The 26,271-nt window shown below is 72.1% G+C and carries 19 protein-coding genes and 2 pseudogenes; 8 read left to right on the plus strand and 13 right to left on the minus strand.

Annotated elements, in window-relative coordinates; translation table 11 throughout:
* Nucleotides 1-14 precede the first annotated feature (14 nt).
* The 7 genes from ORI94_RS25510 to ORI94_RS25540 form a co-directional block, all read right to left on the minus strand.
* Nucleotides 15-1,232, minus strand: a complete 1,218-nt coding sequence (locus tag ORI94_RS25510; protein ID WP_266079740.1) for a Gfo/Idh/MocA family protein — start codon at nucleotides 1,230-1,232, stop codon at nucleotides 15-17.
* Between the two features lie 80 nt (nucleotides 1,233-1,312).
* The gene (locus ORI94_RS25515) at nucleotides 1,313-2,362 is read right to left on the minus strand and encodes a substrate-binding domain-containing protein (protein WP_266079742.1); all 1,050 of its coding nucleotides are present in this window, start codon (nucleotides 2,360-2,362) and stop codon (nucleotides 1,313-1,315) included.
* A gap of 17 nt (nucleotides 2,363-2,379) precedes the next feature.
* Nucleotides 2,380-3,399, minus strand: a complete 1,020-nt coding sequence (locus tag ORI94_RS25520; protein WP_266079744.1) for an ABC transporter permease — start codon at nucleotides 3,397-3,399, stop codon at nucleotides 2,380-2,382.
* The gene (locus ORI94_RS25525; protein ID WP_266079746.1) at nucleotides 3,396-4,913 is read right to left on the minus strand and encodes a sugar ABC transporter ATP-binding protein; all 1,518 of its coding nucleotides are present in this window, start codon (nucleotides 4,911-4,913) and stop codon (nucleotides 3,396-3,398) included. The genes ORI94_RS25520 and ORI94_RS25525 overlap by 4 nt, the downstream gene beginning before the upstream one ends.
* 302 nt (nucleotides 4,914-5,215) lie before the next feature.
* Nucleotides 5,216-6,397 carry an ROK family protein gene (locus tag ORI94_RS25530; RefSeq protein WP_266079979.1) on the minus strand — a complete coding sequence of 394 codons (1,182 nt, stop codon included), beginning with the start codon at nucleotides 6,395-6,397 and terminating at the stop codon, nucleotides 5,216-5,218.
* A gap of 544 nt (nucleotides 6,398-6,941) precedes the next feature.
* Nucleotides 6,942-7,889: a beta-ketoacyl-ACP synthase III gene (locus tag ORI94_RS25535; RefSeq protein WP_266079748.1), complete on the minus strand. Its 948-nt coding sequence runs from the start codon at nucleotides 7,887-7,889 to the stop codon at nucleotides 6,942-6,944.
* A gap of 113 nt (nucleotides 7,890-8,002) precedes the next feature.
* A complete protein-coding gene (locus ORI94_RS25540; RefSeq protein WP_266079750.1) occupies nucleotides 8,003-8,188 on the minus strand; it encodes an MFS transporter small subunit in 186 nt (61 codons plus the stop codon).
* A gap of 116 nt (nucleotides 8,189-8,304) precedes the next feature.
* Here ORI94_RS25540 and ORI94_RS25545 point away from each other — a divergent pair.
* The 5 genes and pseudogenes from ORI94_RS25545 to ORI94_RS25565 form a co-directional block, all read left to right on the plus strand.
* Nucleotides 8,305-8,450, plus strand: a pseudogene (locus ORI94_RS25545) (Fe-S-binding domain-containing protein); the annotation flags it as partial.
* A gap of 29 nt (nucleotides 8,451-8,479) precedes the next feature.
* Entirely contained in the window at nucleotides 8,480-9,328 is an 849-nt protein-coding gene (gene fdhD / locus ORI94_RS25550; RefSeq protein ID WP_266079753.1) for a formate dehydrogenase accessory sulfurtransferase FdhD, read from the plus strand.
* A gap of 223 nt (nucleotides 9,329-9,551) precedes the next feature.
* Nucleotides 9,552-10,748, plus strand: a complete 1,197-nt coding sequence (locus ORI94_RS25555) for a DUF4185 domain-containing protein (protein ID WP_266079981.1) — start codon at nucleotides 9,552-9,554, stop codon at nucleotides 10,746-10,748.
* 100 nt (nucleotides 10,749-10,848) lie between these two features.
* Nucleotides 10,849-11,040, plus strand: a complete 192-nt coding sequence (locus ORI94_RS25560; protein ID WP_266080000.1) for a hypothetical protein — start codon at nucleotides 10,849-10,851, stop codon at nucleotides 11,038-11,040.
* Between the two features lie 142 nt (nucleotides 11,041-11,182).
* A complete protein-coding gene (locus ORI94_RS25565) occupies nucleotides 11,183-12,004 on the plus strand; it encodes an aldo/keto reductase (protein ID WP_266079983.1) in 822 nt (273 codons plus the stop codon).
* Nucleotides 12,005-12,218: 214 nt separating this feature from the next.
* Here the strand turns inward: ORI94_RS25565 and ORI94_RS25570 are convergent, their stop codons facing one another.
* Entirely contained in the window at nucleotides 12,219-13,142 is a 924-nt protein-coding gene (locus ORI94_RS25570; RefSeq protein WP_266079755.1) for a class I SAM-dependent methyltransferase, read from the minus strand.
* Between the two features lie 245 nt (nucleotides 13,143-13,387).
* Nucleotides 13,388-15,109 carry a glycoside hydrolase family 6 protein gene (locus ORI94_RS25575; RefSeq protein ID WP_266079757.1) on the minus strand — a complete coding sequence of 574 codons (1,722 nt, stop codon included), beginning with the start codon at nucleotides 15,107-15,109 and terminating at the stop codon, nucleotides 13,388-13,390.
* Nucleotides 15,110-15,802: 693 nt separating this feature from the next.
* Between ORI94_RS25575 and ORI94_RS25580 the strand changes: the two genes are divergently transcribed.
* Together ORI94_RS25580 and ORI94_RS25585 are read left to right on the plus strand one after the other, a co-directional pair.
* Entirely contained in the window at nucleotides 15,803-18,721 is a 2,919-nt protein-coding gene (locus tag ORI94_RS25580) for a glycoside hydrolase family 48 protein (protein WP_266079759.1), read from the plus strand.
* A 164-nt stretch (nucleotides 18,722-18,885) separates the two neighbouring features.
* A complete protein-coding gene (locus ORI94_RS25585) occupies nucleotides 18,886-21,582 on the plus strand; it encodes a cellulose binding domain-containing protein (RefSeq protein ID WP_266079761.1) in 2,697 nt (898 codons plus the stop codon).
* A gap of 68 nt (nucleotides 21,583-21,650) precedes the next feature.
* Here the strand turns inward: ORI94_RS25585 and ORI94_RS25590 are convergent, their stop codons facing one another.
* From ORI94_RS25590 to ORI94_RS25600, 3 genes and pseudogenes are all read right to left on the minus strand, one after another.
* Nucleotides 21,651-23,546, minus strand: coding sequence for a rhamnogalacturonan lyase (locus ORI94_RS25590; RefSeq protein WP_266079762.1), 1,896 nt, complete (start codon nucleotides 23,544-23,546; stop codon nucleotides 21,651-21,653).
* 68 nt (nucleotides 23,547-23,614) lie between these two features.
* Nucleotides 23,615-24,401 (minus strand): annotated as a pseudogene (locus ORI94_RS25595) (class I SAM-dependent methyltransferase).
* Between the two features lie 5 nt (nucleotides 24,402-24,406).
* Nucleotides 24,407-24,721 carry a 4a-hydroxytetrahydrobiopterin dehydratase gene (locus ORI94_RS25600; RefSeq protein ID WP_266079763.1) on the minus strand — a complete coding sequence of 105 codons (315 nt, stop codon included), beginning with the start codon at nucleotides 24,719-24,721 and terminating at the stop codon, nucleotides 24,407-24,409.
* A 165-nt stretch (nucleotides 24,722-24,886) separates the two neighbouring features.
* Here ORI94_RS25600 and ORI94_RS25605 point away from each other — a divergent pair, with 165 nt between their 5' ends.
* Nucleotides 24,887-25,726 (plus strand): helix-turn-helix domain-containing protein, encoded by an 840-nt coding sequence (locus ORI94_RS25605; RefSeq protein ID WP_266079764.1) that lies wholly within the window; start codon nucleotides 24,887-24,889, stop codon nucleotides 25,724-25,726.
* Here ORI94_RS25605 and ORI94_RS25610 read toward each other — a convergent pair.
* Nucleotides 25,708-26,136: a hypothetical protein gene (locus tag ORI94_RS25610; RefSeq protein ID WP_266079765.1), complete on the minus strand. Its 429-nt coding sequence runs from the start codon at nucleotides 26,134-26,136 to the stop codon at nucleotides 25,708-25,710. The genes ORI94_RS25605 and ORI94_RS25610 overlap by 19 nt on opposite strands.
* Nucleotides 26,137-26,271: the final 135 nt, after the last annotated feature.

Here is a 26,271-nt window from a genome sequence, read left to right on the forward strand (position 1 = left end):
TCCTCAGGCTTTCCTCAGGCGGCGATCGGTGTGTAGGCGGAGTTCCTCGCGGCGCTCTCCTCCACGGCCGCCAGGACGCGCTGCACCTGCAGCCCGTCGGCGAAGGAGGGTTCGGGGGTGCGGCCCTCGGCGACGGCGTGGACCAGGTCGCGGGCCTGGTGGACGAAGGTGTGCTCGTAGCCGAGGCCGTGGCCCGGCGGCCACCAGGCGTCCAGGTAGGGGTGGTCGGGTTCGGTGACCAGGATGCGGCGGAAGCCCGCGTGGGCGGCGGGCTCGGTGCCGTCGTGGTAGGAGAGTTCGTTGAGCCGTTCCAGGTCGAAGGCGAGCGATCCCCGCTCACCGTTGAGTTCGATGCGCAGCGCGTTCTTCCGGCCGGTGGCGTACCGGGTGGCCTCGAAGGAGGCGAGGGCGCCGGAGGTGAAGCGGCCGGTGAACAGGGCGGCGTCGTCCACGGTGACCTCGCCGGTGCCGGCGCTGTCGACGGCGGCCGGACCGCCGGCGGACGCGGCGGGCAGCGGCCGCTGCCGGACGAACGTCTCGGTGAGCGCGGAGACGCCCGCCAGCCGCTCCCCCGCCAGGTACTGGGCGAGGTCGACGATGTGCGCGCCGAGATCGCCGAGCGAGCCGGAGCCGGCCTGCTCCCGGCGCAGGCGCCAGGTCAGCGGGAACGCGGGGTCCACCAGCCAGTCCTGAAGGTAGGACACCCGTACGTGCCGCAGGGTGCCGATGCGGTCCTCGGCCACCATCCGCCGGGCCAGCGCGGTCGCGGGGACCCGGCGGTAGTTGAAGCCGACCATCGCCAGCCGGCCCTGCCGCCGGGCCCGTCCGGCGGCGTCGGCCATCGCCTCGGCCTCGGCGACGCTGTTGGCGAGCGGTTTCTCGCACAGGACGTGCTTGCCCGCGGCGAGGGCGGCCAGGGCGATCTCGGCGTGGCTGTCGCCGGGGGTGCAGATGTCGACGAGGTCGATGTCGTCCCGTTCGACCAGGGCGCGCCAGTCGGTCTCGGTGTCCGCCCAGCCGTGGCGGTCGGCCGCCGCACGCACCGCGGTGGCGTCCCGGCCGCAGATGACGGCCAGTTCGGGGCCCAGCGGCAGGTCGAACACGCGGCCCGCGGTGCGCCAGCCCTGGGAGTGGGCGGCGCCCATGAAGGCGTAGCCGACCATGCCGACGCGCAGTGGTGGCTTCCCCGTTCCTGCGCCGTCTGCCCCGTCTGCCTGCTGCGGCTGTGCCATACGGATGTCCTCCTCGTCGTCGTGGCGGGCGGGGGTGGGCCCCGCCCGGTGGGCTGGTCAGGCCCGTGGGGCGGGGCTGCTCACTTGAAGCCGGTGGACATGTACTGGTCGACGTTCTCCTTGTCGACGACGGCCGAGTAGCAGGTCAGCGAGGTGGGGATCTCGAACTCGGCGAGGCCGCCGACGCCCTTGCCCTGGCCGAGGGCGCGGGCGAGGTCGATCGCGGAGGCGGCCATCGACGGCGGGTAGAGCACGGTCGCCTTGAGGACCCCGTCGTCCGCCTTGATGGCCTGGAAGGCGGAGAGCGCACCCGCGCCGCCGACCATGAGGAAGTCGTCGCGTCCGGCCTGTTCGATGGCGCGCAGCGCGCCGACGCCCTGGTCGTCGTCGTGGTTCCACAGCGCGTCGAACGCCGACTGGGCCTGCAGGAGCTGGGCCATCTTGGCCTGGCCCGACTCGACGGTGAAGTCGGCGGCCTGGCGGGCCACCTTCTTGATGTTGGGGTAGTTCTTCAGCGCGTCGTCGAAGCCCTGGGTGCGCTGCTTGGTGAGCTCGAGGTTGTCCAGTCCCGCCAGTTCGATGACGCGGGCGTCGGGGGTGTCCTTGAGCTTCTCGCCGATGTAGTGCCCGGCGTTCAGGCCCATGCCGTAGTTGTCGCCGCCGATCCAGCAGCGGTACGCCTGCGGGGAGTTGAAGATGCGGTCGAGGTTGACGACGGGGATGCCGGCGCGCATCGCCTTCAGCCCGACCTGGGTGAGCGCCTTGCCGTCGGCGGGGAGCACCACCAGGACGTCGACCTTCTTGTTGATGAGGGTCTCGATCTGGCCGATCTGCTGGGCGGTGTCGTTGGAGCCCTCGGTGATCTCCATGGTGACGTCCGAGTACGTCTTGGCGCGCTTCTCGGCGTTGTCGTTGATGGCGTTGAGCCAGCCGTGGTCGGCCTGCGGTCCCGCGAAACCGATGGTGACCGGCTTGCCGGGCTTGTCGTCGGCGGCCGGCCGGTCGCTCGCGGCCGGCTCGGCGTCGCTGGGCTCGTTGCTGGTGCAGCCGGTGACGAGGACTCCGGCGGACACGGCGGCGGCTCCGAGGAGCAGCCCTCTGCGGCTCGTGGGAGGTGTCGGCTCTGGCATGGCGGTGAACCCTTTCGTCAGGTCGTGCTCGCGGTGCGGCGCTGGACCAGCACGGCGGCGACGATGATCGCGCCCTTGGCGATCTGCTGGACGTCGCTCTGCAGGTTGTTCAGGGCGAAGATGTTCGTGATCGTGGTGAAGATCAGGACGCCCAGCACGGAGCCGACGATGGTGCCGCGGCCTCCGGTGAGCAGGGTGCCGCCGATGATCGCGGCGGCGATGGCGTCGAGCTCGTAGAGGTTGCCGTTGGTGTTCTGGCCGGAGCCGGACAGGACGATCAGCAGGAAGGCGGCGATGCCGCAGCACAGCCCCGACAGCAGGTACAGGTACAGGCGTTGACGGCGGACGTCGATGCCGGCGAGCCGGGCCGCCTCCGCGTTGCCGCCGACGGCGACGGTGCGGCGTCCGAAGGTGGTCCGGTTGAGGACCAGCCAGCCGATGACGGTGACCGCCGCGAACACCAGGACCAGGGGCGGGATGCCGAGGACGTAGGCGTCGCGTTCGCCGAGGTCGAGGACGCCGTCGATGGTGACGACCTGGGTGCGCCCGTCGGTGATCTGCAGGGCGAGGCCGCGGGCCGAGGCGAGCATGGCGAGGGTGGCGATGAACGGGACCATCCCGCCGTACGCGATCAGCACCCCGTTGACCAGTCCGCAGCCCACACCGACGAGGACGGCGGTGAACAGGATGCCGGCGAACCCGAACTCCTGGGTGGCGACCGTGGTCGCCCACACCGAGGCCAGGGCGACGATCGCGCCGACCGACAGGTCGATGCCGCCCGAGGTGATGACGAAGGTCATGCCGACGGTGACGACACCGATGACGGAGGCCTGGGTGAGGACGAGCTGGAGGTTGCGGGTGTCCAGGAACTCGTCCGGTCTGGTGACGCCGCCGATGAGCAGGAGCGCGGCGAGGACGCCGAGCAGCGTCAGGGTGCGGACGTCGGCGCGGAACAGCACGGTGCGCCAGGCGGGCGGTTCGCCGACCGGGGGCGCCTTGTCGGTGCTGTCCCGGGGCGGGGAGACGGGCTGCGTCATGACGCCGGGCTTCCTTCCATGACGAGGTCGAGTACACGGTGTTCGTCGAGCTCCCGGGCGGGCGCCGTGTGGACGACGGCCCCTTCCCGGAGCACCAGGACGCGGTCGGCGAGGCCGAGCACCTCGGGCACCTCGCTGGAGACGAGCAGCACGGCGAGGCCTTCGTCGGCCAGCCGCCGTATGACTGCGTACAGTTCGGCGCGGGCGCCGACGTCGACGCCGCGGGTGGGTTCGTCGAGCAGCAGCACCCTGCAGCCGCGCAGCAGCCAGCGGGCGAGCACGGCCTTCTGCTGGTTGCCGCCGGACAGGGTGCGCACGGGCACGTTCGGGTTGTCCGGCCGCAGCGAGAGCTCGCGGGTGGCGGCGCGGGCCGCGCCGAGTTCGGCGCCGCGGTCGATCCAGCCGGCCCGCGAGAAGCGGGACATGGCGGAGAGCGACACGTTGCGGGTGACGGACTCCAGCATGAGCAGAGCCTGCGCCTTGCGTTCCTCGGGAGCGAGTCCGATCCCGGCGCGGACGGCGGCGCGCACGCTGCCCGGCCGCAGGGGGCGTCCGTCGACCAGGACCCGGCCGGAGTCCGGTGTGCGGGCGCCGTAGACCGTCTCCAGGATCTCGGAGCGCCCCGAGCCGACGAGCCCCGCGAGCCCGACGATCTCCCCGGGGCGCAGGGTGAGGTCGAGGGGGGCGAACTCGCCTTTGCGGGACAGCCCTTCGACGGTCAGCACCGGTTCGGCCGCCGACGGGGAGGCGGGGCGCCCGGGGAAGACGTACTCGACGTCGCGGCCGGTCATCAGGGCGACCACCTCGCGGGTCGGGGTCGACTCGGCGGGCAGCCCGCCCGCGACGGCGCGGCCGTCCTTGAGCACGGTCACCCGGTCGCCGATGCGCCGGATCTCCTCGAGACGGTGCGAGATGTAGACGACGGCGACCCCGTCGGCGGTGAGGTCGGCGACGATGCGGAAGAGGTTGTCGACCTCGTCCGGGTCGAGCGCGGCCGACGGTTCGTCCATCACGATGAGACGCACGTCGTGCGAGAGCGCCCGCGCCATGGAGACGATCTGCTGCTGTGCGGCCGACAACTCCCCGACCGCCCGGCCCGGTTCGATCTCGGGGTGGCCGAGCCGGGTCAGCAGCCCGGCCGTCGCTTCCCTGGCGGCCCTGGGGCGGACGACGAACCCGGCGGTCGTCGGTTCCTGACCGAGGTGGACGTTCTCGGCGACCGTCATGTGTTCCACCAGGTCCAGTTCCTGGTAGATGGTGGCGATCCCGAGGCGCATGGCGGAGATCGGCGAGCGCAGGGTGACGGCTTCACCGCGCCAGTGGATGGTGCCGGTGTCGGGCTGGTGGGCGCCGGCCAGCACCTTGATCAGGGTGGACTTGCCGGCGCCGTTCTGGCCGAGCAGGCAGTGCACCTCGCCGGCCTGGACGTCGAGGTCGACGCCGTCCAGGGCCCGGACGCCGGGGAACGACTTGGTGATGCCGGTCATGCTGAGCAGCGGTGGTTCGGGTGCCATGCGGATTCCCCTCGGCGGGCGTGCGGGCCGGTGTCAGGGCGATCCCCTTGCGGGGAGGGTGTTTTCGGGCAGGCGGGGGCGCCGGGACGGTGCGGCGTCGTGCGGGAGGGACGGTGCGGGGGCGTGCGCGGTGCGGGTGGTGCGGGGGTGGTGCGCTGGCGGTGCGGGGCCGTACGTGTGGCGGGGTGGGGTACGTGGTGCCGGTGCGCTGTTCCGCGGGTGGATGAGGTGGGCCGCTTAGTGCGGTGGAGGGCGGAGCTGTTCCGTGCGGTGGAGCCGGGTGCCGTGCTGCCGTGGGCTGTTTACGCGGGTGAGAACAGGTGGTCGCTGATGAGCCGGGCCGCGCCGATGACTCCGGCGGTGGGGCCCAGCTCCCCCAGGACGATGGGCAGGTTGCCGGTCGCCAGGGGCAGCGACTGGCGGTAGACCTGGGTGCGGATGGCGGCGAGCAGGGTGTGGCCGAGACCGGTCACCCCTCCGCCGATCACCACCAGGCCGGGGTTGAAGAAACTGACCAGGCCGGCGATGACCTGGCCGGTACGGCTGCCGCCCTCGCGGATCAGGTCGATCGCGGTGGCGTCCCCCGCGGCGGCCGCGGCGGCGACGTCGACGGCGCTGAGCGTGCCGTTCGTCTCCAGACGGCTCGCGAGTTCGGCGGAGTGCTGCTGCCGGGCGGCCTCCAGCGCGTCCCTGGCGAGGGCCGCGCCGCTGAAGTGGGCCTCCAGGCAGCCCCGGTTGCCGCAGGCGCAGGGGCGGCCGTCGGGTACGGCCTGGATGTGCCCGATGTCGCCGGCGCTGCCCGTCGTACCGCGGTAGACCTCACCGCCGACGACGATGCCGCAGCCGATGCCGGTACCGATCTTGACGCAGAGGAAATCGGGGACGGTGCGGGCGACGCCCGCGTGCTGCTCCCCCATCGCCATCAGGTTCACGTCGTTGTCGACCATGACCGGGCAGCCGAGGTCCTGGCTGAGCGCCTCCCGTACGGGGAAGCCGTCCCAGCCGGGCATGATCGGCGGCGCCACCGGGACGCCCTCGGGGAACCGGACCGGGCCCGGGACGCCGATACCGGCGCCGTCGAACCCCTCCACGAGTCCCGAAGCCCTCAGCTTCGCCGCCATGGACAGCACCTGCTCGAAGACCGCGACCGGTCCGTCGCGTACGTCCATGGGCTGGTTGATGTGCCCGAGGATCTCCAGTTCGGCGTTGGTGACGGCGACGTCGACCGAGGTCGCGCCGATGTCGACGCCGAGGAGCCGCAGGTGCGGGTTGAGACGGATGTTGTGGGAGCGCCGGCCGCCGCGCGAGGCGGCGAGTCCGTCGGCCACGACGAGTTCCGTCTCCAGCAGCCGGTCCACCTCCACGGCCAGCTTCGACCGGGAGAGGTCGACCTGGTCGCCCAGCTGGGCACGGGAGTTGGGTCCGCCGTCGCGCAACAGCCTGAGCAGTCGGGCCTGGTGGGCGTTGGCGGGCCGTGCCGTCATGCGTCTCACGAACCCCTCCCCGCCTCGATCGGCCTCTGCGCGCCGGATTCCGGCCACGTGTGTGGCGTGCTTTCGAAGGGAACGTAGCAGCGGCTGCCGGAGGTGGGAAGAAGTCGCGCAGGAATTACCCCCCACTTTTTCCACTCACAGGACAAAGGGGCTCCCGCGGAGCCGCTCGCCCCGGGCACGCACCGTCAGGACTTCGGGGACTTCGCCCGGTCGAGGTACGAGCGGCGGGGGCGCTCGGTGGGTTCGCGCACGAGCCGCTCGGCCGGCCGCTCGTCGCGGTCCACGAGGGCGGTGACCAGGTCGCGGCGCTCGGCCCAGGACTTCCCGCCGCGCTGCCGGGCGACGGGGGTGTGCTACCGGCGCACCCCCCGGCCGCAGGGCCGCCCGGCCGGTCCACGGGCACCGCCGGCAGTGACTGCCTTTCGTCCACGGTCTGCGGCGTACAGGCGCCGCACGGAACAGAGGGGGGTCGACCGCATCGCACCCGTACGAGGGGCGTCCGCACGGAGAGCTGACGGAGGCGTACGGGGGACCGTCAGGGGCAGCGGACGACCTGCCCGGCGTAGGACAGGTTTCCGCCGAAGCCGAACAGCAGGACCGGGTCGCCGGAGGTCACCTCGCCCCGCTCGACGAGCTTGGCGAAGGCGAGCGGGATGCTCGCGGCCGAGGTGTTGCCCGACTCGGTGACGTCCCGCGCGACGACCGCGTTGACCGCGCCGATCTTGAGCGCGAGGGGTTCGATGATCCGCAGGTTGGCCTGGTGCAGCACGACCGCGGCGAGGTCCTCCGGAGCGTACCCCGCCTTCTCGCAGGCCTGGCGTGCGATGGACGGCAGCCGTGTGGTCGCCCAGCGGTACACGCTCTGGCCCTCCTGCGCGAACCGCGGCGGTGTCCCCTCGATCCGCACCGCGTTGCCCATCTCCGGTACCGAGCCCCACAGCACGGGCCCGATCCCGGGCTCCTCGGGCGCTTCGGTCGCCTCGACGACCGCGGCGCCCGCCCCGTCCCCGACGAGCACGCAGGTGGTGCGGTCGGTCCAGTCGGCGACCTCGGACATCTTGTCGGCGCCGATCACCAGCGCGCGGCGCGCGGATCCGGCGCGTACCGCGTGGTCGGCGGTGGCGAGCGCGTGGGTGAATCCGGCGCACACCACGTTGATGTCCATCGCGGCGGGGCCGGGGACGCCGAGGCGTGCGGCGACCCGGGCCGCCATGTTGGGCGAGCGGTCGATCGCGGTGGAGGTGGCGACCAGCACCAGGTCGACGTCGCCGGGGGTGCGGCCGGCCGCCGCCAGCGCCTTGGCCGCGGCGTGCGCGGCCAGCTCGTCGACGGGCTCCTCGGGGCCCGCGATGTGACGGGTGCGGATGCCGACCCGGCTCGTGATCCACTCGTCGCTGGTGTCGACCATGCCCGCCAGGTCCTCGTTGGTGAGCACCCGGGCGGGCTGGTAGTGGCCGACGGCGGCGATGCGCGAGCCGATCATGAATGGGTTCCCCCTCGTGTGGCGGTTGCGGAATGCACCAGTCTGATCAGTGACTCGTGGGTACGCCGACAGGTGATGCGACAGGATTCGGGCGCCGCACTTGTCGGCTTCGGTCAGGCCCCCCGGAGGGGCCGGGGCGCGGTGTCACCCGGTAACAGCCGGGTCGCCTTCCGTACGAGTTCGTACAGGCCGTAGGCGAGCGGGACGCCCGCCCACGACCAGGCGAAGACGGTCAGCCCGCGGCGGCCGGGGCCCGTCGTGGCCGTGTCAGGCGGACTCGCGCTGTTCTCGCCGCTCATCGGCGGCCTCCTTCGTTTCGGACCGACCGGTCTCCCGGCGCGGGCCGTACGGCGGGGCCGGGGGGCGGCCACGCGCTGTGAGCGCGCGGCCCGGGCCGGCGCGCGGGTGCCGCACGGTGGGCTGCGGCCTCACCCCGCACGTGCGGCGCCACGTGCAGGACAATGAGATCGTGAAGGTCGCCTCACCGCACGACGATCCGGTGACGCACCGCACCCTGTGCGTCGAGGCCGATGCGGCTGTCAGCGCGTACGGAACCGGGACCGACCACGGACCGACCAGGGACTGGGGACATGGGACGAGTCACAGAACGACGCAAGGTGGTCCGCATCCGGGACGGGGTGGTGTCCAGCCGCCCGGACACGCTCGTCACCGAGGAACCCCTGGAGGTCCGGCTGAACGGGAAGCCGCTGGCGATCACGATGCGCACGCCGGGTGACGACTTCGCGCTGGCCGTCGGCTTCCTGGTCAGCGAAGGGGTCCTGGCGACGGCGTCCGACCTGCGGAACGTCGTGTACTGCGCGGGCGCGACCGCGGAGGGGACGAACACCTACAACGTGGTCGATGTGCAGACCGCTCCCGGCGTGCGGACCCCGGACATCACGCTCGAGCGGAACGTGTACACGACCTCGTCCTGCGGGCTGTGCGGCAAGGCGAGCCTGGACGCGGTGCGCACCACGACCCGCCACCCCGTCGCCGACAGCCCGCCGCTGCGCGTCACCCCGGAACTCCTGTCGAGCCTGCCCGACCGGCTGCGCGCCGCCCAGCGGGTCTTCGACCGGACGGGCGGCCTGCACGCGGCGGCCCTGTTCGACGAGGACGGGGAACTGCTGGACGTCCGGGAGGACGTGGGCCGGCACAACGCGGTCGACAAACTGGTCGGCCGCGCCCTGCAGGGCGGGGACCTGCCGCTGTCCCGGACCGTGCTGATGGTCTCCGGCCGTGCCTCCTTCGAGCTGGCGCAGAAGGCCGTCATGGCCGGCATCCCCCTGCTCGCGGCGGTCTCGGCGCCGTCCTCACTGGCCGTGGACCTGGCGGCGGAGACGGGGCTGACGCTGGTCGGGTTCCTGCGGGGCAGCTCCATGAACGTGTACGCGGGTGAGGACCGCGTAGCCCTGCGGGCCGCGGCCGCACAGGGCTGACCGGTCCCCCGCCGGACGGCGGCGGGGGACCCTCCCTCCGGCCCAAGGCCACCGCGGCAGGCGTCAGGGCGTCAGGCACCATGGACCCGCTCCCCTCCGGCCACTAACGTCCCGGAGCGTGCCCGACGACGCAGCACCAGCACCCGCGGGAACCCGCGTACAGCCACCGGCACCGACACGAGCACAGCCGCGGACCCCGCCGCGACGGGGGACAGGGACCTGGATCGCCCTGGTACTGGCCCTGGCCCTGCTCCTGGGGACCGTGCTGGTCACGGGCCTGCCGGACCACGACGACGGGCGGCCGGACGGTGGTGCCTGCACGCCGCGCACCGTCGCCTCCTGGGCCGAGGACGACGCCCTCACCTCCGAGTTCGCCCGCTACGGCGACGACGGCGCCCGCGTCGACGACTGGACGGGCGGTGACGGCACACACTCGGTGCGGCTGCCCGACGGCCGGCTGCTGTGGCTGTTCTCCGACACGTTCCTGGGCCGCGTGCACAGCCCGCCCAACCCCGTCGGCGAGCCGTACGCCTGGCGGGACACGAGCGCGCCGATGGTGCGCAACTCGGCCGTCCTGATGCGCGACGGCCGGCTGGAGTCCACGCTCCCCGCCCCGCTCTTCCCCGATCCGGCCCCGGACCAGTGGCGCTGGCCGGTCGGTGCCCGGGTCGAGCCCCGCTCCCCCGGTTCCCCGGAGCAGGTGGTCCGGGTACTGCTGTGGGTGCGCGCGGCGGGGCAGTCCCCGTGGATCTACGGGGTGCCGACCGCCACCGAGGTCGCCACGCTCTCCCTGCCCGATCTGCGCCTGGAGTCGGTGGAGACGGTGCTGGACCAGCGGAACCTACCCGATCCGTCCCGGCGGGTGCTGTTCGGCACCACCCTGGTCGAGGAGGGCGGGTGGACGTACGTCTTCGGCGGCGACGACGGCCGGGCCGTCTCCCGCGAGGCCTCGCAGGCGTACGCGGCGCGGGTCCCAAAGGGCGGGCTCGGCGACCCGGCGGCCTGGGAGTACTGGAACGGCACGGCGTGGCAGACCCGCGCCCGCCCGCGCCCGGTGCTCGGCGACGGACACCGCACGGGTGTGGGCAGCGCCTTCTCGGTGGTGCGGGAGGGCGGGACGTACGTCCTGTTCACGATGGCCACGGGCGTCAAGGGCCTGACCACGGTGGCGGCGTACTGGTCCTGCTCCCCCGCCGGGCCGTGGCACGGCCCGGCGGGGGAGTTCAGCCCCTCGCTGCCGCACGGCGGGACCGGCGCGTACAACCCGCAGACGCACCCGGAACTGAGCGGCGACGGACGGCTGGTGCTCAGCCACGACGTGAACCTGCTGGAGCAGTCCGGCGCCGCGGTGGCGCTCAGCCGGAACGTCTCCCTGTACCGGCCCCGGTTCGTGACGGTCCGGCTGGGGCCGGGGCGGTGACCCTCCCGGCAACCGCCCCGCCGGCGCAGAGGTCCGGTGCACCGTCGGTGCGCAGCTCGTGCCGGTCTGCCCCACGCCGCCCGCGGAGCAGTGCCGCTGGATGCTGTACGACGTCGAGGGGGCGGCGGCGGGCGGCACCGGCGTCCCGCAGGCGGAGGCGATCCGGGCCTTCCGCGTTCCGGCGCAGCCGTTCACCGAGGAGCACGGACTGCTCACGCCGTCGCTGAAGCTGAGGCGCAGGGCGGTCGAGAGGGCGTACGCGGAAGAGGCCGAGGTGCTGTACCGCGCGTGAGGTCCGCCGGACGGCGGTGTCCGACGCCCCGGCGGCCTGCTGACCGTGCGTGAAATGTGCCGTCCGGAATGCATGACGGGCGGTGATCGTTGACCATGGGAATTCCACCGGACACCGACCGAAGGATCGAGAGCTCGTGAGTATGGTCCCCCCGATCACCCTGAACAACGGCGTCACGATGCCCCAACTGGGTTTCGGCGTCTGGCAGGTACCGGACCCCGAGGCCGAGACGGCCGTCACGGCGGCACTGGAGGCGGGCTACCGCAGCATCGACACCGCGGCGGTGTACGGCAACGAGGAGGGGACCGGCAGGGCCGTCGCCGCCTCGGGCATCCCCCGCGAGGACCTCTTCGTCACCACCAAGCTCTGGAACGACGACCAGGGGTACGACACCACCCTGCGCGCTTTCGACACCTCCCTGTCCAAGCTCGGTCTGGACTACGTGGACCTGTACCTCATCCACTGGCCCATGCCGGCCCGCGGCCGCTACGTCGACACGTACCGGGCGTTCGAGAAGCTGCACGCCGAGGGCCGGATCCGCGCCATCGGCGTGTCCAACTTCCTGCCCGAGCACCTGGAGCACCTGCTCGAGGAGACGTCGGTCGTCCCGGCCGTCAACCAGATCGAGCTGCATCCGCACCTCCAGCAGTCCGCCGCGCGGGAGTACCACGCGGAGCGGGGCATCGCCACGGAGGCCTGGTCGCCGCTCGGCTCGGGCAAGGGCCTGCTGGAGGTCCCGGCGATCGTGGCCATCGCCCGCAAGCACGGGCGCACGCCGGCACAGGTCGTCCTGCGCTGGCACCTCCAGCTCGGCAACGTCGTCATCCCCAAGTCGGTGACACCGTCGCGGATCGAGGAGAACATCGACGTGTTCGACTTCAGCCTGGACACGGAGGACCTCGCGGCGATCAACGCCCTGAACGAGGACCGCCGCCTGGGATCGGACCCGGCGACGGTGAACTGACCTCGGGCCTTCCGGTGCTTCCGGTGCTTCCGGGGCTTCCGGGGCTTCCGGGGCTTCCGGGGCTTCCGGGGCTTCCGGGGCTTCCGGGGCTTCCGGGGCTTCCGGGGCTTCCGGGGCTTCCGGGGCTTCCGGGGCTTCCGGGGCAGGATGCGGCGGTCTTCCCCTGCGCGCGGGGAGGCCGCCGCCCGTGGGGTGTCGCCGGCCCGGAGCCGCCCTACACCGGGCGGACGGCCGTATGGACCGTGTGAGCCGTCAGGAAGAAGACGTCGGGGCGGTGGTGCAGGCTCGCCTCGTCGGCGGGGTCGAGGAGGCGGTCGACGGTGGCGCGGTCCTCGGCGTCCAGTTCCCCGGCGAGTCTGTCGCGGGTGCGGGTGAGCGTCGCGACGACGTGGGCCCGGACACGGTCGGTGGCCGGGGCGGGGAGGTCGAGGAGGAAGGTGCGGGAGCGGCTGTGGTGCAGTCCGGCCGCGGTCAGCAGGGCCGGCCAGTCCTCGGTGTGCGCGACGGAGCCCGGCAGTTCGGCGCGCATCCGGGTGAACCAGTCGGACTCCACCGCGTCGATGCGGCTCTGGAGCCCTGGCCGGCCGATGCCGATGTCGCGCGGCAGGTACCGGGTGGGCAGTCCGCCCTCCAGGACGGCCAGCGTGCCGCCGGGCGCGAGCCGGGCGGCGTAGGCGGCGAGCGCGGCGCGCTGGTCGCCGAGGTGGTGGACGCTGCGGCTGGACCACAACAGGTCGGCCGGGTACTCCAGTTCGTCGAGCACGCCGGGAAGTTCACCGGCGAGGGTCCCGAAACGGTCGCCGGCGCCGTGCCGTGCGGCGCGGTCCGCGGCCCGTTCGAGCAGCGGGGCGGAGCCGTCGACGGCCACGATGCGCGCGCCCTCGAAGACCTCGGCGAACAGGCACGAGATGACACCCGGCCCGCTGCCCGCGTCCACGATCAGCCCCGGTTCGGTCACCTCCTTCGCGAGCCAGCCGAGGGCCCGTTCGTACAGGGGCGTGAAGAGTTCGGCCTCCGATTCGAGCAGGGAGGCCATCTCCGCCCAGTCGATCTCGGTGTCCGTCGCGCCGTGGCCGTGGCCGTGGTGGTGGCCGTGCCGGTGCTCGGGGGGGTGCTGGTCGTGGTCGTGCTGCGCCATGGGGGTCAGCCTCTCCGCTCGGATGCGGACAGGGTGCGCCGACGCGCCCGGCAGGGGCCAGTATTGTTGCCGCTCCGGCAAAGCGGTTTCCCAGGAATCGCCCCCCACGGGCGTGAGCGATCCGCCGGGGGCCGGGCACGCGGCCCGGTCCCCGGCGGATCGGGGTCGATCGGTCAGCCGGTCAGTTGGTCAGCCGGTCAGCCGGTCAGTTGGTCAGCCGGTCAGCCGGTCAGCCGGTCAGCCGGTCAGGGCAGCGGCGGGTACGCGTTCCGCATGAGCTCCTGGAACTGTGCCGAGAACCAGTGACCGGAGACCGGGGCGTCCGGCAGGGCGCCGGTGAGGTTGTGCCCGTTGCGCGGGGTGCCCGTGTAGGTCGGGTCGCACATCCGGTCGAAGCCCTTGCCCTCGTCGTTCGGGATCTCCTTGCTGGCCCCGTCGGACTCGCCCGGGGGCTTCATCCACACGTAGGCGTCGATGCCGCTCTCGGGCGCTGTCTGCGGGCGTTCGCCGAGTCCGGCGCCCGACTGGTTGCACCAGTTGCCGATGTGGATGCGGCGGTCGTAGCGTCCGCCGTCGACGTAGGTGTCGACGCTGGTCGTCGCACCCGGTCCGGTGGGCCGGTCGCTGCCGCCCCAGCCGTTGCGGGAGGTGTCGATCAGCATGCCGATGTTCGTGTCGAAGCCGGTCGAGACGAGCTCGTTCCTGAAGGCCTGGGCGAAGCCCAGCTCGTCGACGTACCGGTTCCAGTCGACCCACCCGGACTCGCGGACGGACTTGCCGGCCACGGAGTCGTTGATGGTGAAGTTCTCCTCCTTCAGCGCGCTGTAGTTGGCCGTGTTGGTGATGAAGCCGTGGACGTCGGACGGGGTCGCGCCCTCGGCGGTGGCCGCCTCGTGGAAGACGTCCGCGGAGGGGCCGAAGTTGTCGTCCCAGCCGATCCAGCCGTGGTGGCCGGCGTCGACGTAGTTGTACACGTTCCCCACGTCGCCGAGCTTGTTCAGGGCGTAGCCGACGCCCTTGACGTAGTTGCCGTTGGCCTTCATCACGTCGCACTCGGGCGTGGCGGTGGCCCGGCCGCCGGTGTTGGTGACGAGGTTGGGCAGGGAGTCGATCTCGACGGTGGTGACGATCCGCAGCGAGGCGTACTTCTCGTCACCGAGGATCTCGGCGATCGGGTCGATGTACTCGGTCTTGTAGCGGCCGATCTCCGTCGGGCCGAGTTCGCCGTTGGAGGCGAGGGCGGCGCAGTCGCGGCCGGGCAGGTTGTAGATGACCAGCTGGACGACGAGTTCGTCCGAACCCTTCTGCGCGAGCGCCTCGTCGAGGTGGTCGCGCAGGCCCATGCCGCCGTTCACGCCGTTGATGGCGGCGATGCGGTCCATCCAGACCCCGGTGGGCTGGTCGGCGATGCGGTCGCCGCCCGGCTCTGCGGCGGCCTTCTCGGACCACTCGGGGTTCACGTACACCTTGGCACCGCTGTACGGGTTGTCGACCCGGTCACCGGGGTCGGTCGGATCGGTCGGGTCCGTGGGGTCGGTCGGGCCTCCGTCGTCGACGTTGCACGTGACACCGTCGAGGGTGAAGGTGGCGGGAATCGCGTTGCTGCCGCTGTAGGTGCCCTGGAAGCCGAAGCTGGCCGAACCACCGTTCGCCAGGGTGCCGTTGTAGGACTCGTTGGCGGCGGTGACGTTGCTGCCGGACTGGGTGACCTTGGCGTTCCAGCCGCTGGTGACCTGCTGGTTGCCGGCGTAGGACCACTTCAGCGCCCAGGACGACTTGGCTGCACCGAGGTTGGTGACGGTCACGGCGGCGGTGAAGCCGGTGCTCCACTGGTTCTGCACCTGGTAGTCGACGGTGCAGGGGACTGCGGCGGCGCCGACACCGTCGGGTACGGCGGCGTACGCCGTGCCGGTGGCACCGGCGACCAGCGCCATGGCGGCGAGGAGCGCGGTTCTCGTGCGACTCATGAGTGCGGGTTTCCTATCCGTTGGGGGTGTACGGGTAGCACTGTCCGAAGGGGGGTGGACGGTCGGCAGTGATCTCACCGGGGCGCGCGTGGGTCGCGCGTCCGGTGCCGTGCGGCGTGGGCGTGGGCGTGGGGGCGCCTCGGGGCGCGGAGGATCAGGACGAGGCCCGGTCCGCGGTCCGGGACGTGCGGGGGCCGGACCGGCCACGAGGGGTCCCACGGGAGTGCGCTGCCCCCGCGCCGGGGGTACGGGTGGTGCCGTCGAGCGGGAGCACCGCGACTGCGGTGCCGGCGTCCTGCGGGGAGGCCGTCGCGGAGGACTCCGCCGTGCACACGGACGCGGGCTCGTGCGCCGTGACGGCCGGTGCGACCGGGGTGTCCGCGCGGGGCACGGACGTACCGGCGACAGGACGTAAAAGTACTGAACGCGGGGGGTGCCACATGAGCGACTCCTTGCAGTTCGGGCGTGCCGTGACGGACGCGTCGACTGGTGGAACCGCTCCCACTGGTGTCCATGAAGCTAGCGCCAAGTGACGGCGAAGAACAGGGGAGTTACCAACATTCGTTGAACTTCGGTCGTCGAATCTTTTCGACTCTCCACAAGCCTTGACCGCTCTGGACCCCATCCTCACTATGGGAGCGCTCCCACTGGTTCAAGGCTTGACATCTCCGAGTCGCAGGAGGAACCAGCACCATGCATCCCCCACCCAGAAGACGCCGCGGCCTCCGGCGACTGTGGACGGCCGCCGCGGCAGCCCTCGCACTTCCGCTGACGATGCTCTCCTCGGGATCGACTCCCGCCCAGGCGGCGGCCGTCCAGTGCAGCGTGGACTACCGGACCAACGACTGGGGGTCCGGTTTCACCGCGGACCTGACCCTCACCAACCGTGCCGCGGAGGACGTCGACGGCTGGACCCTGACCTACGCCTACGCGGGCAACCAGCGGCTGGTGAACGGCTGGAACGGCAGCTGGAGCCAGTCCGGCTCCACCGTGACCGTGCGGAACGCCGGGCACAACGCGCGGATCGCGGCCGGCGGCGCCGTCACCACCGGCGCGCAGTTCTCCTACAGCGGCAGCAACGCCGCGCCCTCCTCCTTCGCCGTCAACGGCACCACCTGCACGGGGGCCCACCAGCCGCCGATCACCGTACTGACCAGCCCCGAGGCCGGCGCGGTCTACACGCGGGGCGAAACGGTTCCGCTCGCGGCGACCGCGGCGGCGGCCGACGACGCGACGATCACCAAGGTGGAGTTCTACGACGACACCGAGCTGCTGGGCACGGACGAGAGCGCGCCCTTCACGCTTTCCGCCGCTGGTTTGACCGTGGGCAGTCATTCACTGACGGCGAAGGCCTACGACAGCCTGGGCGCCTCCGCGAACTCGACCCCGGTCGGCATCACCGTCGCCTCCGGCCCGGTCGTCGTGGCCACCCCGTCCCAACTGGGAGTACGGCAGGGGGAGTCGGGCACGTACGAGGTGAAGCTGTCGACGCGGCCGAGTGCGAACACGACCGTCACGACGACCCGCGCGAGCGGCAACCCGGGGCTGTCGGTCACCGCGGGCGGCTCGCTCACCTTCACGCCGTCGAACTGGGACACCGCGCAGACGGTCACGATCGGCGCCGACGCGTCGGGCACGGGTTCGGCGGTCTTCGAGTCGTCGGCCCCGGGGCACACCGAGGCGGCGGTCACGGTGACGCAGCTGGGCGCGACGAAGGCGTACGACGCGCGCTTCCTGGAGCTCTACGGGAAGATCACCGACCCGGCGAACGGGTACTTCTCGCCCGAGGGCATCCCGTACCACTCGGTGGAGACGCTGATCGTCGAGGCGCCGGACCACGGCCACGAGACCACCTCGGAGGCGTACAGCTACCTGCTGTGGCTGCAGGCCATGTACGGCAAGGTGACCGGTGACTGGTCGAAGTTCAACGGGGCCTGGGACATCATGGAGCGGTACATGATCCCGACCCACGCGGACCAGCCGACCAACTCCTTCTACAACGCCTCGAAGCCGGCCACGTACGCGCCCGAACTCGACACCCCCGCCGAGTACCCGGCACCGCTGGACACCGGCGTCCCCGTCGGCCGGGACCCGATCGCCGCCGAGCTGAGGTCCACGTACGGCACGGACGACGTCTACGGTATGCACTGGCTGCAGGACGTGGACAACACCTACGGCTACGGCAACGAGCCCGGCCGGTGCGAGGCGGGTCCGACGGCGACCGGGCCCTCGTACATCAACACCTTCCAGCGCGGCGCGCAGGAGTCGGTGTGGGAGACGGTGCCGCAGCCCACCTGCGACGCCTTCAAGTACGGCGGAACGAACGGGTATCTGGACCTGTTCACCCAGGACGCCTCCTACGCGAAGCAGTGGAAGTTCACCAACGCCCCGGACGCCGACGCGCGCGCGGTGCAGGCCGCCTACTGGGCCGACCTGTGGGCGAAGGAGCAGGGCAACGGCGGTGACATCTCCAGCACCGTCGCCAAGGCCGCCAAGATGGGCGACTACCTGCGCTACTCCATGTACGACAAGTACTTCAAGAAGGTCGGGAACTGCACGAGCCCGTCCTCCTGCCCGGCCGGCACCGGCAAGGACGCCTCGCACTACCTGATGTCCTGGTACTACTCCTGGGGCGGTGCCACCGACACGTCGGCGGGCTGGGCCTGGCGCATCGGCTCCAGCCACGCGCACGGCGGCTACCAGAACCCCCTGGCGGCCTACGCCCTCAGCTCCTACGACGCCCTGAAGCCGGATTCGGCGACGGGTGCGGCGGACTGGGGCAAGTCCCTGGACCGGCAGTTGGAGTTCTACCGCTGGCTGCAGTCCGACGAGGGCGCGATCGCGGGCGGTGCCACCAACAGCTGGGCCGGCCGCTACGCGACACCGCCGGCCGGGACGCCGACGTTCTACGGCATGTACTACGACGAGAAGCCGGTGTACCACGACCCGCCGTCCAACCAGTGGTTCGGCTTCCAGGCGTGGTCCATGGAGCGGGTCGCCGAGTACTACCAGCAGACGGGCGACGCGGACGCGAAGGTCGTCCTCGACAAGTGGGTCGACTGGGCGCTGTCCGAGACGACCGTCAACCCGGACGGCACCTTCCGCCTCCCGGCGACGCTCCAGTGGTCGGGCCGCCCCGACACCTGGAACCCGTCCTCCCCCGGCGCCAACGGCTCGCTGCACGTCACCGTCGCCGACTACACCAACGACGTCGGTGTGGCCGCGGCCTACGCCAAGACGCTGACGTACTACGCGGACCGCTCGGGCGACACCGAGGCCGCGGACACGGCGAAGGCGCTCCTCGACGGCATGTGGGACAACCACCAGGACGACCTCGGCATCGCCGTCCCGGAGACCCGCGCCGACTACAACCGCTTCGACGACCCCCTCCACGTGCCGAGCGGCTGGACCGGCACCATGCCCAACGGCGACACGATCGACTCGTCGTCGACGTTCGACTCGATCCGCTCCTTCTACCAGGACGACCCGGCCTGGTCGAAGATCGAGTCCTATCTGGCGGGCGGCGCCGCGCCCACCTTCACGTACCACCGGTTCTGGGCCCAGGCCGACATCGCCCTGGCCATGGGCTCGTACGCGGAGCTCCTCGAATAGCCCCCGCCGGCGCTCCGCGTGCCGGCCCCGGCACCTGACGCCGGGGCCACGGCGGCCGGGCGGGCCCCTCGCGCACGGGGGACCCGCCCGGCCCTCGCACGCCCCACCCCCACCCCCTCCCCCGCTCCCCGTCGCTTCCCCCCACCCCGAGGAAGGACTTCACCGTGCGAAGAACCCGCGTCCTCACCGCCGTGCTCGCCCTGGCGGCCGGCCTGCTCACGGGCGGCCCGCCCGCCCTCGCCGCCGCTCCCCCCGACCGGTCGGCCGCCGCGGCCGACGCCCCGGCCGGGTCCGCGCTCGCCGCGGACACGTACACCTGGAAGAACGCCCGGATCGACGGCGGCGGCTTCGTCCCCGGCATCGTCTTCAACCGCAGCGAGAAGAACCTGGCGTACGCCCGCACGGACATCGGCGGCGCCTACCGGTGGCAGGAGGGGACGAAGACCTGGACGCCGCTGCTGGACTCGGTCGGCTGGGACGACTGGGGGCACACCGGCGTGGTGAGCCTCGCCTCCGACCCGGTCGACCCGGACCGCGTGTACGTGGCGGCGGGCACGTACACCAACGACTGGGACCCGGACAACGGCGCGGTCCTGCGTTCCGCGGACCGGGGCGCCACCTGGCGGAAGGCCGACCTGCCGTTCAAGCTGGGCGGCAACATGCCGGGGCGGGGCATGGGCGAACGCCTGGCCGTCGACCCCCACCGCAACAGCGTGCTGTACCTGGGGGCGCCCAGCGGGAAGGGCCTGTGGCGCTCCACCGACTCGGGCGCGAGCTGGTCGGAGGTGACGGCCTTCCCCAACCCGGGCACCTACGTGCAGGACCCGGGCGACACCTCCGGGTACGCCAGTGACAACCAGGGCATCGTCTGGGTCACCTTCGACGAGTCGACGGGCACGCCGGGCAGCGCGACGCGGACGATCTACGTGGGTGTCGCCGACACGGAGAACGCGGTGTACCGGTCGACGGACGCGGGCGCCACCTGGGAGCGGGTGGCCGGGCAGCCGACCGGGCACCTGGCGCACAAGGGCGTCCTGGACACCGAGAACGGTCACCTGTACCTCGCGTACAGCGACAAGGGCGGGCCGTACGACGGCGGCAAGGGCCGGCTGTGGCGGTACGCGACCGCCACCGGTACCTGGACCGACATCAGCCCGGTCGCCGAGGCCGACACGTACTACGGCTTCAGCGGACTGACCGTGGACCGGCAGAACCCGGGCACCCTCATGGCGACGGCGTACAGCTCCTGGTGGCCGGACACCCAGATCTTCCGCTCCACGGACAGCGGCGCGACGTGGACGCAGGCCTGGGACTACTCCCCGTACCCGACCCGGGTCGACCGCTACACCATGGACGTCTCGTCCGTGCCGTGGCTGACCTGGGGCGCCAACCCTTCGCCGCCCGAACAGACGCCCAAGCTGGGGTGGATGACCGAGGCCCTGGAGATCGACCCGTTCGACCCGGACCGCATGATGTACGGGACGGGCGCGACGGTCTACGGCACCGAGAACCTCACGAACTGGGACGACGACACCACGTTCACCATCGAGCCCATGGTGCGGGGCCTGGAGGAGACGGCGGTCAACGACCTCGTCTCGCCCCCGTCGGGCGCGCCGCTGATCAGCGGGCTCCTCGATGTGGGCGGCTTCCGGCACACGGACCTGACGAAGGTCCCGTCGATGATGTTCACCCAGCCGAACTTCACCGGTACCACCAGTCTGGACTTCGCCGAGTCCCGCCCCGACACGGTGGTCCGGGCGGGCGACCTGGACTCCGGTCCGCACATCGCGTTCTCCACGGACAACGGCGCCACCTGGTTCGCGGGCACCGACCCCGCGGGCGTCAGCGGCGGCGGCACGGTCGCGGCGGGCGCCGACGGCAGCGGCTTCGTGTGGAGCCCGCAGGGCGCCGGGGTGCACCACACCACCGGCTTCGGCACCTCGTGGTCGGCGTCGAGCGGCATTCCCGCGGGGGCGGTCGTCGAGTCCGACCGGGTGGATCCGAAGACGTTCTACGGCTTCAAGTCCGGGACGTTCTACGTCAGCACGGACGGCGGCGCCACCTTCACCGCCTCCCCCGCGACCGGCCTGCCGAGCGGCGACAGCGTGCGGTACAAGGCGCTGCCGGGCGCCGAGGGCGACATCTGGCTGGCCGGCGGGGAGAGCGGCGGGGTCTACGGTCTGTGGCACTCCACCGACGGCGGACAGAGCTTCACCAAGCTGCAGGGCGTCGAGGAGGCCGACACCGTCGGCTTCGGCAAGGCGGCCCCCGACGCCTCGTACCAGACCGTCTTCACCAGCGCCAGGATCGACGGCGTGCGCGGCATCTTCCGCTCGACGGACCAGGGGCAGAGCTGGACGCGCATCAACGACGACGCGCACCAGTGGGGTTGGACGGGTGCGGCGATCACCGGTGACCCGCGGGTGTACGGCAGGGTGTACGTGGCGACCAACGGCCGCGGGATCGTCTACGGCGACACCTCGGACACCGGGGGCGGGGACGACGGCGGCGGAGGCACCGACCCCGATCCGGAGCCGACGGGGGCCTGCGCGGTGACCTACGAGATCACCAACCAGTGGTCCGACGGTTTCCAGGCCCAGGTCCGGGTGACCAACACCGGGTCGGACGCGTGGAACGGCTGGTCACTGACCTGGTCGTTCGCGGACGGACAGCGGGTGTCCCAGTTGTGGAACGGGGCCCACGCACAGTCCGGTCCGGCGGTGACGGTACGCAACACCGACTGGAACGGCACCGTGGCGGCGGGCTCGTCGGTCGGGTTCGGCTTCACGGCGAGCCGTTCGGCGACGAACCCGGAGCCGACGGCCTTCGCACTCGGCGGGCGGGCCTGCACGGTGACGTGACCGGCCGGAGGCGGTGAGCCCGCGGGGCACGTACGGCCGGAGCGGCCGTACGTGCCCCGCGGTCCTGCTCAGGGGGTGTGGACCGCCGGACGCGGCGGGGTCGGCATGCCGTCACCGATGAAGAAGCCGGTGTGCGGCGGCTGGTTGTAGGCCGTGTTCTGCCACGCCAGCGAGGTGCGGTACAGGGTGTCGTGGAGCAGCGTCGTGATCTTGACGTCGGTGTCGTGCGGAGTGGAGTAGATGCGCAGCGCGGTGTTGTTTCCGGTGCGCCAGACGACCTCCTCGCGCCAGTCGCCGAGGATGTCGCCGGACAGTACGGGGGTGGCCTTGGTGCCGTTGTTGGAGGCGACCCCGGACCCGGTCAGCAGGCGGGTGTCGGAGGAGGTGCCGTACTTGTCGATGCGGGTGCCGTCGAGGAGTTCGCGCACCGGGTCGCCGTCCCACCAGGAGAGGAAGTTGGCGGAGGACGGCTTGCGGCCCTTGGTGCCGCCGCCCTCGTCGCGGACGGAGCCGTCGGAGGAGGACCACATCTCGGGGCCGGGGTTGCCCGACCAGATGTCACCGGCGAGACCGCGCCCGTTGTCGCAGCAGGCGGACAGCTTCCAGCGGACCGATCCGTTGGCCGGGTCGATGTACAGGGCCGCGGGCTGTGAGGTCGACTCGGAGACCTTGTAGTACTCCAGGCCCGAGGTCGACGCGTCGAGGTCGCCGAGGTGCTGGGCGTCGCCGTGACCGGTCCTCGTGGTCCACAGCCCGCTGCCGTTGTCGTCGACGGCCATCGCGCCGTAGACGATCTCGTCCCTGCCGTCGTTGTCGATGTCGCCGACGGAGAGGCTGTGGGAGCCCTGGCCGTCGTAGCCCTTGCCGCTGTTGCTGGAGGAACTGGTGTCGAAGGTCCAGCGGCGGGTGAAGGCGCCGTTCCGCCAGTCCCAGGCGGCGACGACGGAACGGGTGTAGTAGCCGCGGGCCATGATCAGGGAGGGCCGGGCGCCGTCGAGGTAGGCGGTGCCGGCGAGGAAGCGGTCGACGCGGTTGCCGTAGGAGTCGCCCCAGGAGGAGACGGTGCCGCGGGCGGGGACGTAGTCGACGGTGCCCATGGCCCTGCCGGTCTGCCCGTTGAACATGGTCAGGTACTCGGGGCCGGACAGGATGTAGCCGCTGGAGTTGCGGTGGTCGGCGGAGGAGCTGCCGATGACGGCGCCGGTGCCGTCCCGGGTGCCGTCGGCGGTCTTCATGGCGACCTCGGCCTTGCCGTCGCCGTCGTAGTCGTACACCTGGAACTGGGTGTAGTGGGCGCCGGAGCGGATGTTGCGGCCCAGGTCGATGCGCCACAGCCGGGTTCCGTCGAGCCGGATGCCGTCGACGATCGTGTTGCCGGTGTAACCGGACTGGGAGTTGTCCTTGGCGTTGGTGGGCTGCCACTTGAGGACGAACTCGAGGGCGCCGTCGCCGTCGAGGTCCCCGACGGAGGCGTCGTTGGCCTCGTAGGTGTAGGAGACGCCGTCCGGGGTGGTGCCGCCGGCCGGCGGGGAGATGGGCACGTCCTTGTAGCCGCCGCGGAACTGGACGGCGTGCACGGAGTCGCCCTGCTCGACGCCGTTCACGACGGCGCGGACGGTGTAGTCGGCGTGGGACGGGGCGCCGGAGTGGAAGAACGTGGTGGAGCCGGTGACGGGGGTGGAGTTGACCTTGGTACCGGCCCGGTAGACGTTGAAGGAGACGTTGTCCGGGTCGGTGCCGAGCCAGCGCCAGCCGACCAGGTTGCCGCTGCCGTTGTGCACGCTGACCACGCCCCGGTCGAGTGCCTCGACCTGACGTGTCGTGGCGGCTTCGGCGGTGTCGGCGCCGAGCCCGGTGAGTCCGGCCCCGGCGAGGGCCACGGCGGTGAGGACCGCGGGAAGGACGAACCGGCGTCTGCGTGACCTGTGCGCGTGTTTCCGCGGATGCGGGTGCGGGTGCTTCACGGGACGAACCTCCAGGGAGGGCGGGGGGATTACGCCTTTCAGTGGTCGCCGGTCCCGGTTTGGTTGCCTCACCCCGCAAGGGCCGCCGACGGTTTCGGTGGATGCGGCGGATGCGGCGGTTTTCGGAACGCCCGTAGCTGGAAGATCGGGTCGGGGCGGGGGCGGTCCTGGTCGGGGAGGGCGGCGAGGCGGGCGGCGAAGGCGTCGGCGAGGGGGGAGCCGGGGGGGCAGGGTGACGAACCAGCCGCGGCGCAGGTCGGCGATGGTGCGGCGAGGGCTGCGGCCCTGGCCGTGGCCCCAAAAGACGGTCTGTCCGGCCGGGACGAGGCCTTGTTCGGCGGCGCAGGCCGCCACGTCGGCGGCGACGTCGCGCACCGGACCGCGCGGGCGGGCGGAGAGGACGGCGTCGATGTCGCTGCCCACGTTGTGCGAGGCGGCCTTGTCGACGGTGGTGACGTAGACCCCGCCGGGCCGCAGGACCCTGGCGCACTCGCCGATGAGCGCCCGCACGTCCTCGGGGCCGGACTGGAGGTGCAGCAGCCACACACTGACGGCGGCGTCGAACCGGGCGTCACCGAACGGCAGACGACGGCTGTCCGCGCGGACCACGGCGCCGGGCAGACGGGTCGCCGCGATGCGGGTCATCGACGGGGCGAGGTCGACGCCGGTCACCCGCAGGCCGGTACGGAGGGCGGGGAAGCGCCGGGTCACGATGCCGGTGCCGCAGGCGATGTCCAGCAGGTCGTGCACCCCGAGGGGGATCAGGTCGAGCACCGCCCGCGCGGCGGCCGCGGCCCGGGGCTCACCGCCCCGTGAGGCGTCGTAGCGCCCCGCTTCCTCGTCGTAGTCGAGCACACACCTCAGTGTGCACCGTGAACGGGGGCCAAGTCCTCTACCCTGCGCGCCAGTTCGACATCCTTCGCGGTGACGGCGCCACCCGCGCTGTGCGTCTGGACGGCGACGGACACGGTGTGGTGGCCGAGGGTGAGGTCGGAGTGGTGGTCGAGTTCCTCCTGCACCCGGGCGACGTGGACGACCATCGCCGTCGCCGCGAAGTGGGAGCCGAGCCGGTAGGAACGGGTGAGCCGACCGGCGTCGAGCGACCAGCCCGGCAGACCGGTCAGCCTTTCCTCGATCTCCTTCGGCGACAGCGGTGCGGCGGATGCGGCGGACATGGATCGGCTCCTCTTCTGCCCCCCGTGGCGGTCGGGGTTTCTCTTCGCCCAGCGTGCCACAGGAGGTGCCGCCGGACCCTGCACAGGAGGCCGGGAGCGGTCGCGGCGTGGTCCCGCGGCGGGTACGGCTCCCGCGTGCGGCGTCTTCTCGGCTACCGTCCGGGCATGACCACTCTCAGTCCCGATACCGCCCCCGCCGCCGAAAACGTGGGTCCACTGCTGCGGGCCTGGCGGGAGCAGCGGCGGGTCAGCCAGCTGGAGCTCGCGCTGCGCGCGGACTCGTCCGCCCGGCACATCAGCTTCGTCGAGACCGGCCGCTCCCGGCCCAGCGAGGAGATGGTGCTGCGGCTGGCCGAGCACCTGGACGTACCGGTGCGGGAGCGCAACGCACTGCTGCTGGCGGCCGGTTACGCGCCCCGGTTCCCCGAGACTCCCCTGGACAGCCCGGCGTTGGAGGCACTGCGCGAGGGCATCGAGCGGTTGATCGCCGGGTACGAGCCGTATCCGGCGCTGGTCGTGGACGCGATGTACGACGTCGTGGCCGCCAACCGCGGGATCATGACGCTGTTCGAGGGGGTGCCCAGGTCGCTGCTGGTGCCGCCGCTGAACGCGGTGCGGCTCACGCTGCACCCGCAGGGGCTCGCACCCCGGATCCGGAATCTGCGGGAGTGGCGCGGTCATCTGCTGGAGCAGATGGAGCGGCAGATCGCGCTCCGCCGCTCCGCACCGCTGCGGGCGCTGTACGAGGAGGTCGCGGCGTTCCCGGCGCCGGAGAGCGAGCCGGGCGGGAGCGCCGGGACCGCGGACGGGGAGGAGGCGTCGGCGTCCGTCGCGTACTTCGCGCTGCCGCTGCGCATCGAACACGGGGGACGGGTCCTGTCGTTCGTGTCGTCGATCTCCACCTTCAACACACCGATGGACGTGACCGTCGCCGAACTGGCCGTGGAGACCCTCCTGCCGGCCGATCCGGCGACGGCGACGTACCTTCATTCCTGGCTGGGTTGACCGGAAACCCTCAGTGCCATGTGCTGGAGCAGGGCGAAACCGGCCACGACGAACGCCTGGAGGACCGTCCACACCGCGCCCGCCGCACTCGGCTCGAGCCACAGCACGAGGGCGAGGCAGCTCACCACCGCCCAGGCGAGGTTGGCCTCGACGACGGCCCGGACGCCGAGCCTCGGCGGACACCGGCGCGAGGCCAGCAGGGCCACGCCGGCCGCGTACGCCGCGAGGAAGGCGCCGATCCCGACCAGCAGGCCGGAGCCGACACCGAGGAAACGGCCGAGCGGGCCGAAGAGGGCGAGGTAGGCGAGTGCGTTGACGCCGGTCACGGCGGCGTCGAGGACCAGGAGGCGGCGCAGCGCCGACTGCGGGTCAAAGGTCCGGGTGAGTGCGGCGAGCTGGGTCGCGGACATGATGCGTCCCCTCCGTCGGGGTCGTGGTCGGGGCCGGGCCGGTCCGAGCAGCTCGGTGACGGGCTGAAGGCCACGGTGCACCGCATACCGCGTACCTTCCCGTCGACGAGGGCACTGGACGAATCCGGCCCGGGG

Origin of the sequence: Streptomyces sp. NEAU-W12 (assembly GCF_026242095.1) — a bacterium.
Lineage (GTDB): Bacteria > Actinomycetota > Actinomycetes > Streptomycetales > Streptomycetaceae > Streptomyces.

Excerpts from the sequence above, each read along its gene's own strand:
- ORI94_RS25600 (WP_266079763.1), bottom strand. The coding sequence starts at position 24,721 with ATGTCCGCCGCATCCGCCGCACCGCTGTCGCCGAAGGAGATCGAGGAA.
- ORI94_RS25540 (WP_266079750.1), bottom strand. The coding sequence starts at position 8,188 with ATGAGCGGCGAGAACAGCGCGAGTCCGCCTGACACGGCCACGACGGGC.
- ORI94_RS25515 (WP_266079742.1), bottom strand. The coding sequence starts at position 2,362 with ATGCCAGAGCCGACACCTCCCACGAGCCGCAGAGGGCTGCTCCTCGGA.
- ORI94_RS25525 (WP_266079746.1), bottom strand. The coding sequence starts at position 4,913 with ATGGCACCCGAACCACCGCTGCTCAGCATGACCGGCATCACCAAGTCG.
- ORI94_RS25570 (WP_266079755.1), bottom strand. The coding sequence starts at position 13,142 with ATGGCGCAGCACGACCACGACCAGCACCCCCCCGAGCACCGGCACGGC.
- ORI94_RS25510 (WP_266079740.1), bottom strand. The coding sequence starts at position 1,232 with ATGGCACAGCCGCAGCAGGCAGACGGGGCAGACGGCGCAGGAACGGGG.
- ORI94_RS25580 (WP_266079759.1), top strand. The coding sequence starts at position 15,803 with ATGCATCCCCCACCCAGAAGACGCCGCGGCCTCCGGCGACTGTGGACG.
- ORI94_RS25610 (WP_266079765.1), bottom strand. The coding sequence starts at position 26,136 with ATGTCCGCGACCCAGCTCGCCGCACTCACCCGGACCTTTGACCCGCAG.
- ORI94_RS25605 (WP_266079764.1), top strand. The coding sequence starts at position 24,887 with ATGACCACTCTCAGTCCCGATACCGCCCCCGCCGCCGAAAACGTGGGT.
- ORI94_RS25575 (WP_266079757.1), bottom strand. The coding sequence starts at position 15,109 with ATGAGTCGCACGAGAACCGCGCTCCTCGCCGCCATGGCGCTGGTCGCC.
- ORI94_RS25565 (WP_266079983.1), top strand. The coding sequence starts at position 11,183 with ATGGTCCCCCCGATCACCCTGAACAACGGCGTCACGATGCCCCAACTG.
- ORI94_RS25560 (WP_266080000.1), top strand. The coding sequence starts at position 10,849 with ATGCTGTACGACGTCGAGGGGGCGGCGGCGGGCGGCACCGGCGTCCCG.
- ORI94_RS25535 (WP_266079748.1), bottom strand. The coding sequence starts at position 7,889 with ATGATCGGCTCGCGCATCGCCGCCGTCGGCCACTACCAGCCCGCCCGG.
- fdhD (WP_266079753.1), top strand. The coding sequence starts at position 8,480 with ATGGGACGAGTCACAGAACGACGCAAGGTGGTCCGCATCCGGGACGGG.
- ORI94_RS25520 (WP_266079744.1), bottom strand. The coding sequence starts at position 3,399 with ATGACGCAGCCCGTCTCCCCGCCCCGGGACAGCACCGACAAGGCGCCC.
- ORI94_RS25530 (WP_266079979.1), bottom strand. The coding sequence starts at position 6,397 with ATGACGGCACGGCCCGCCAACGCCCACCAGGCCCGACTGCTCAGGCTG.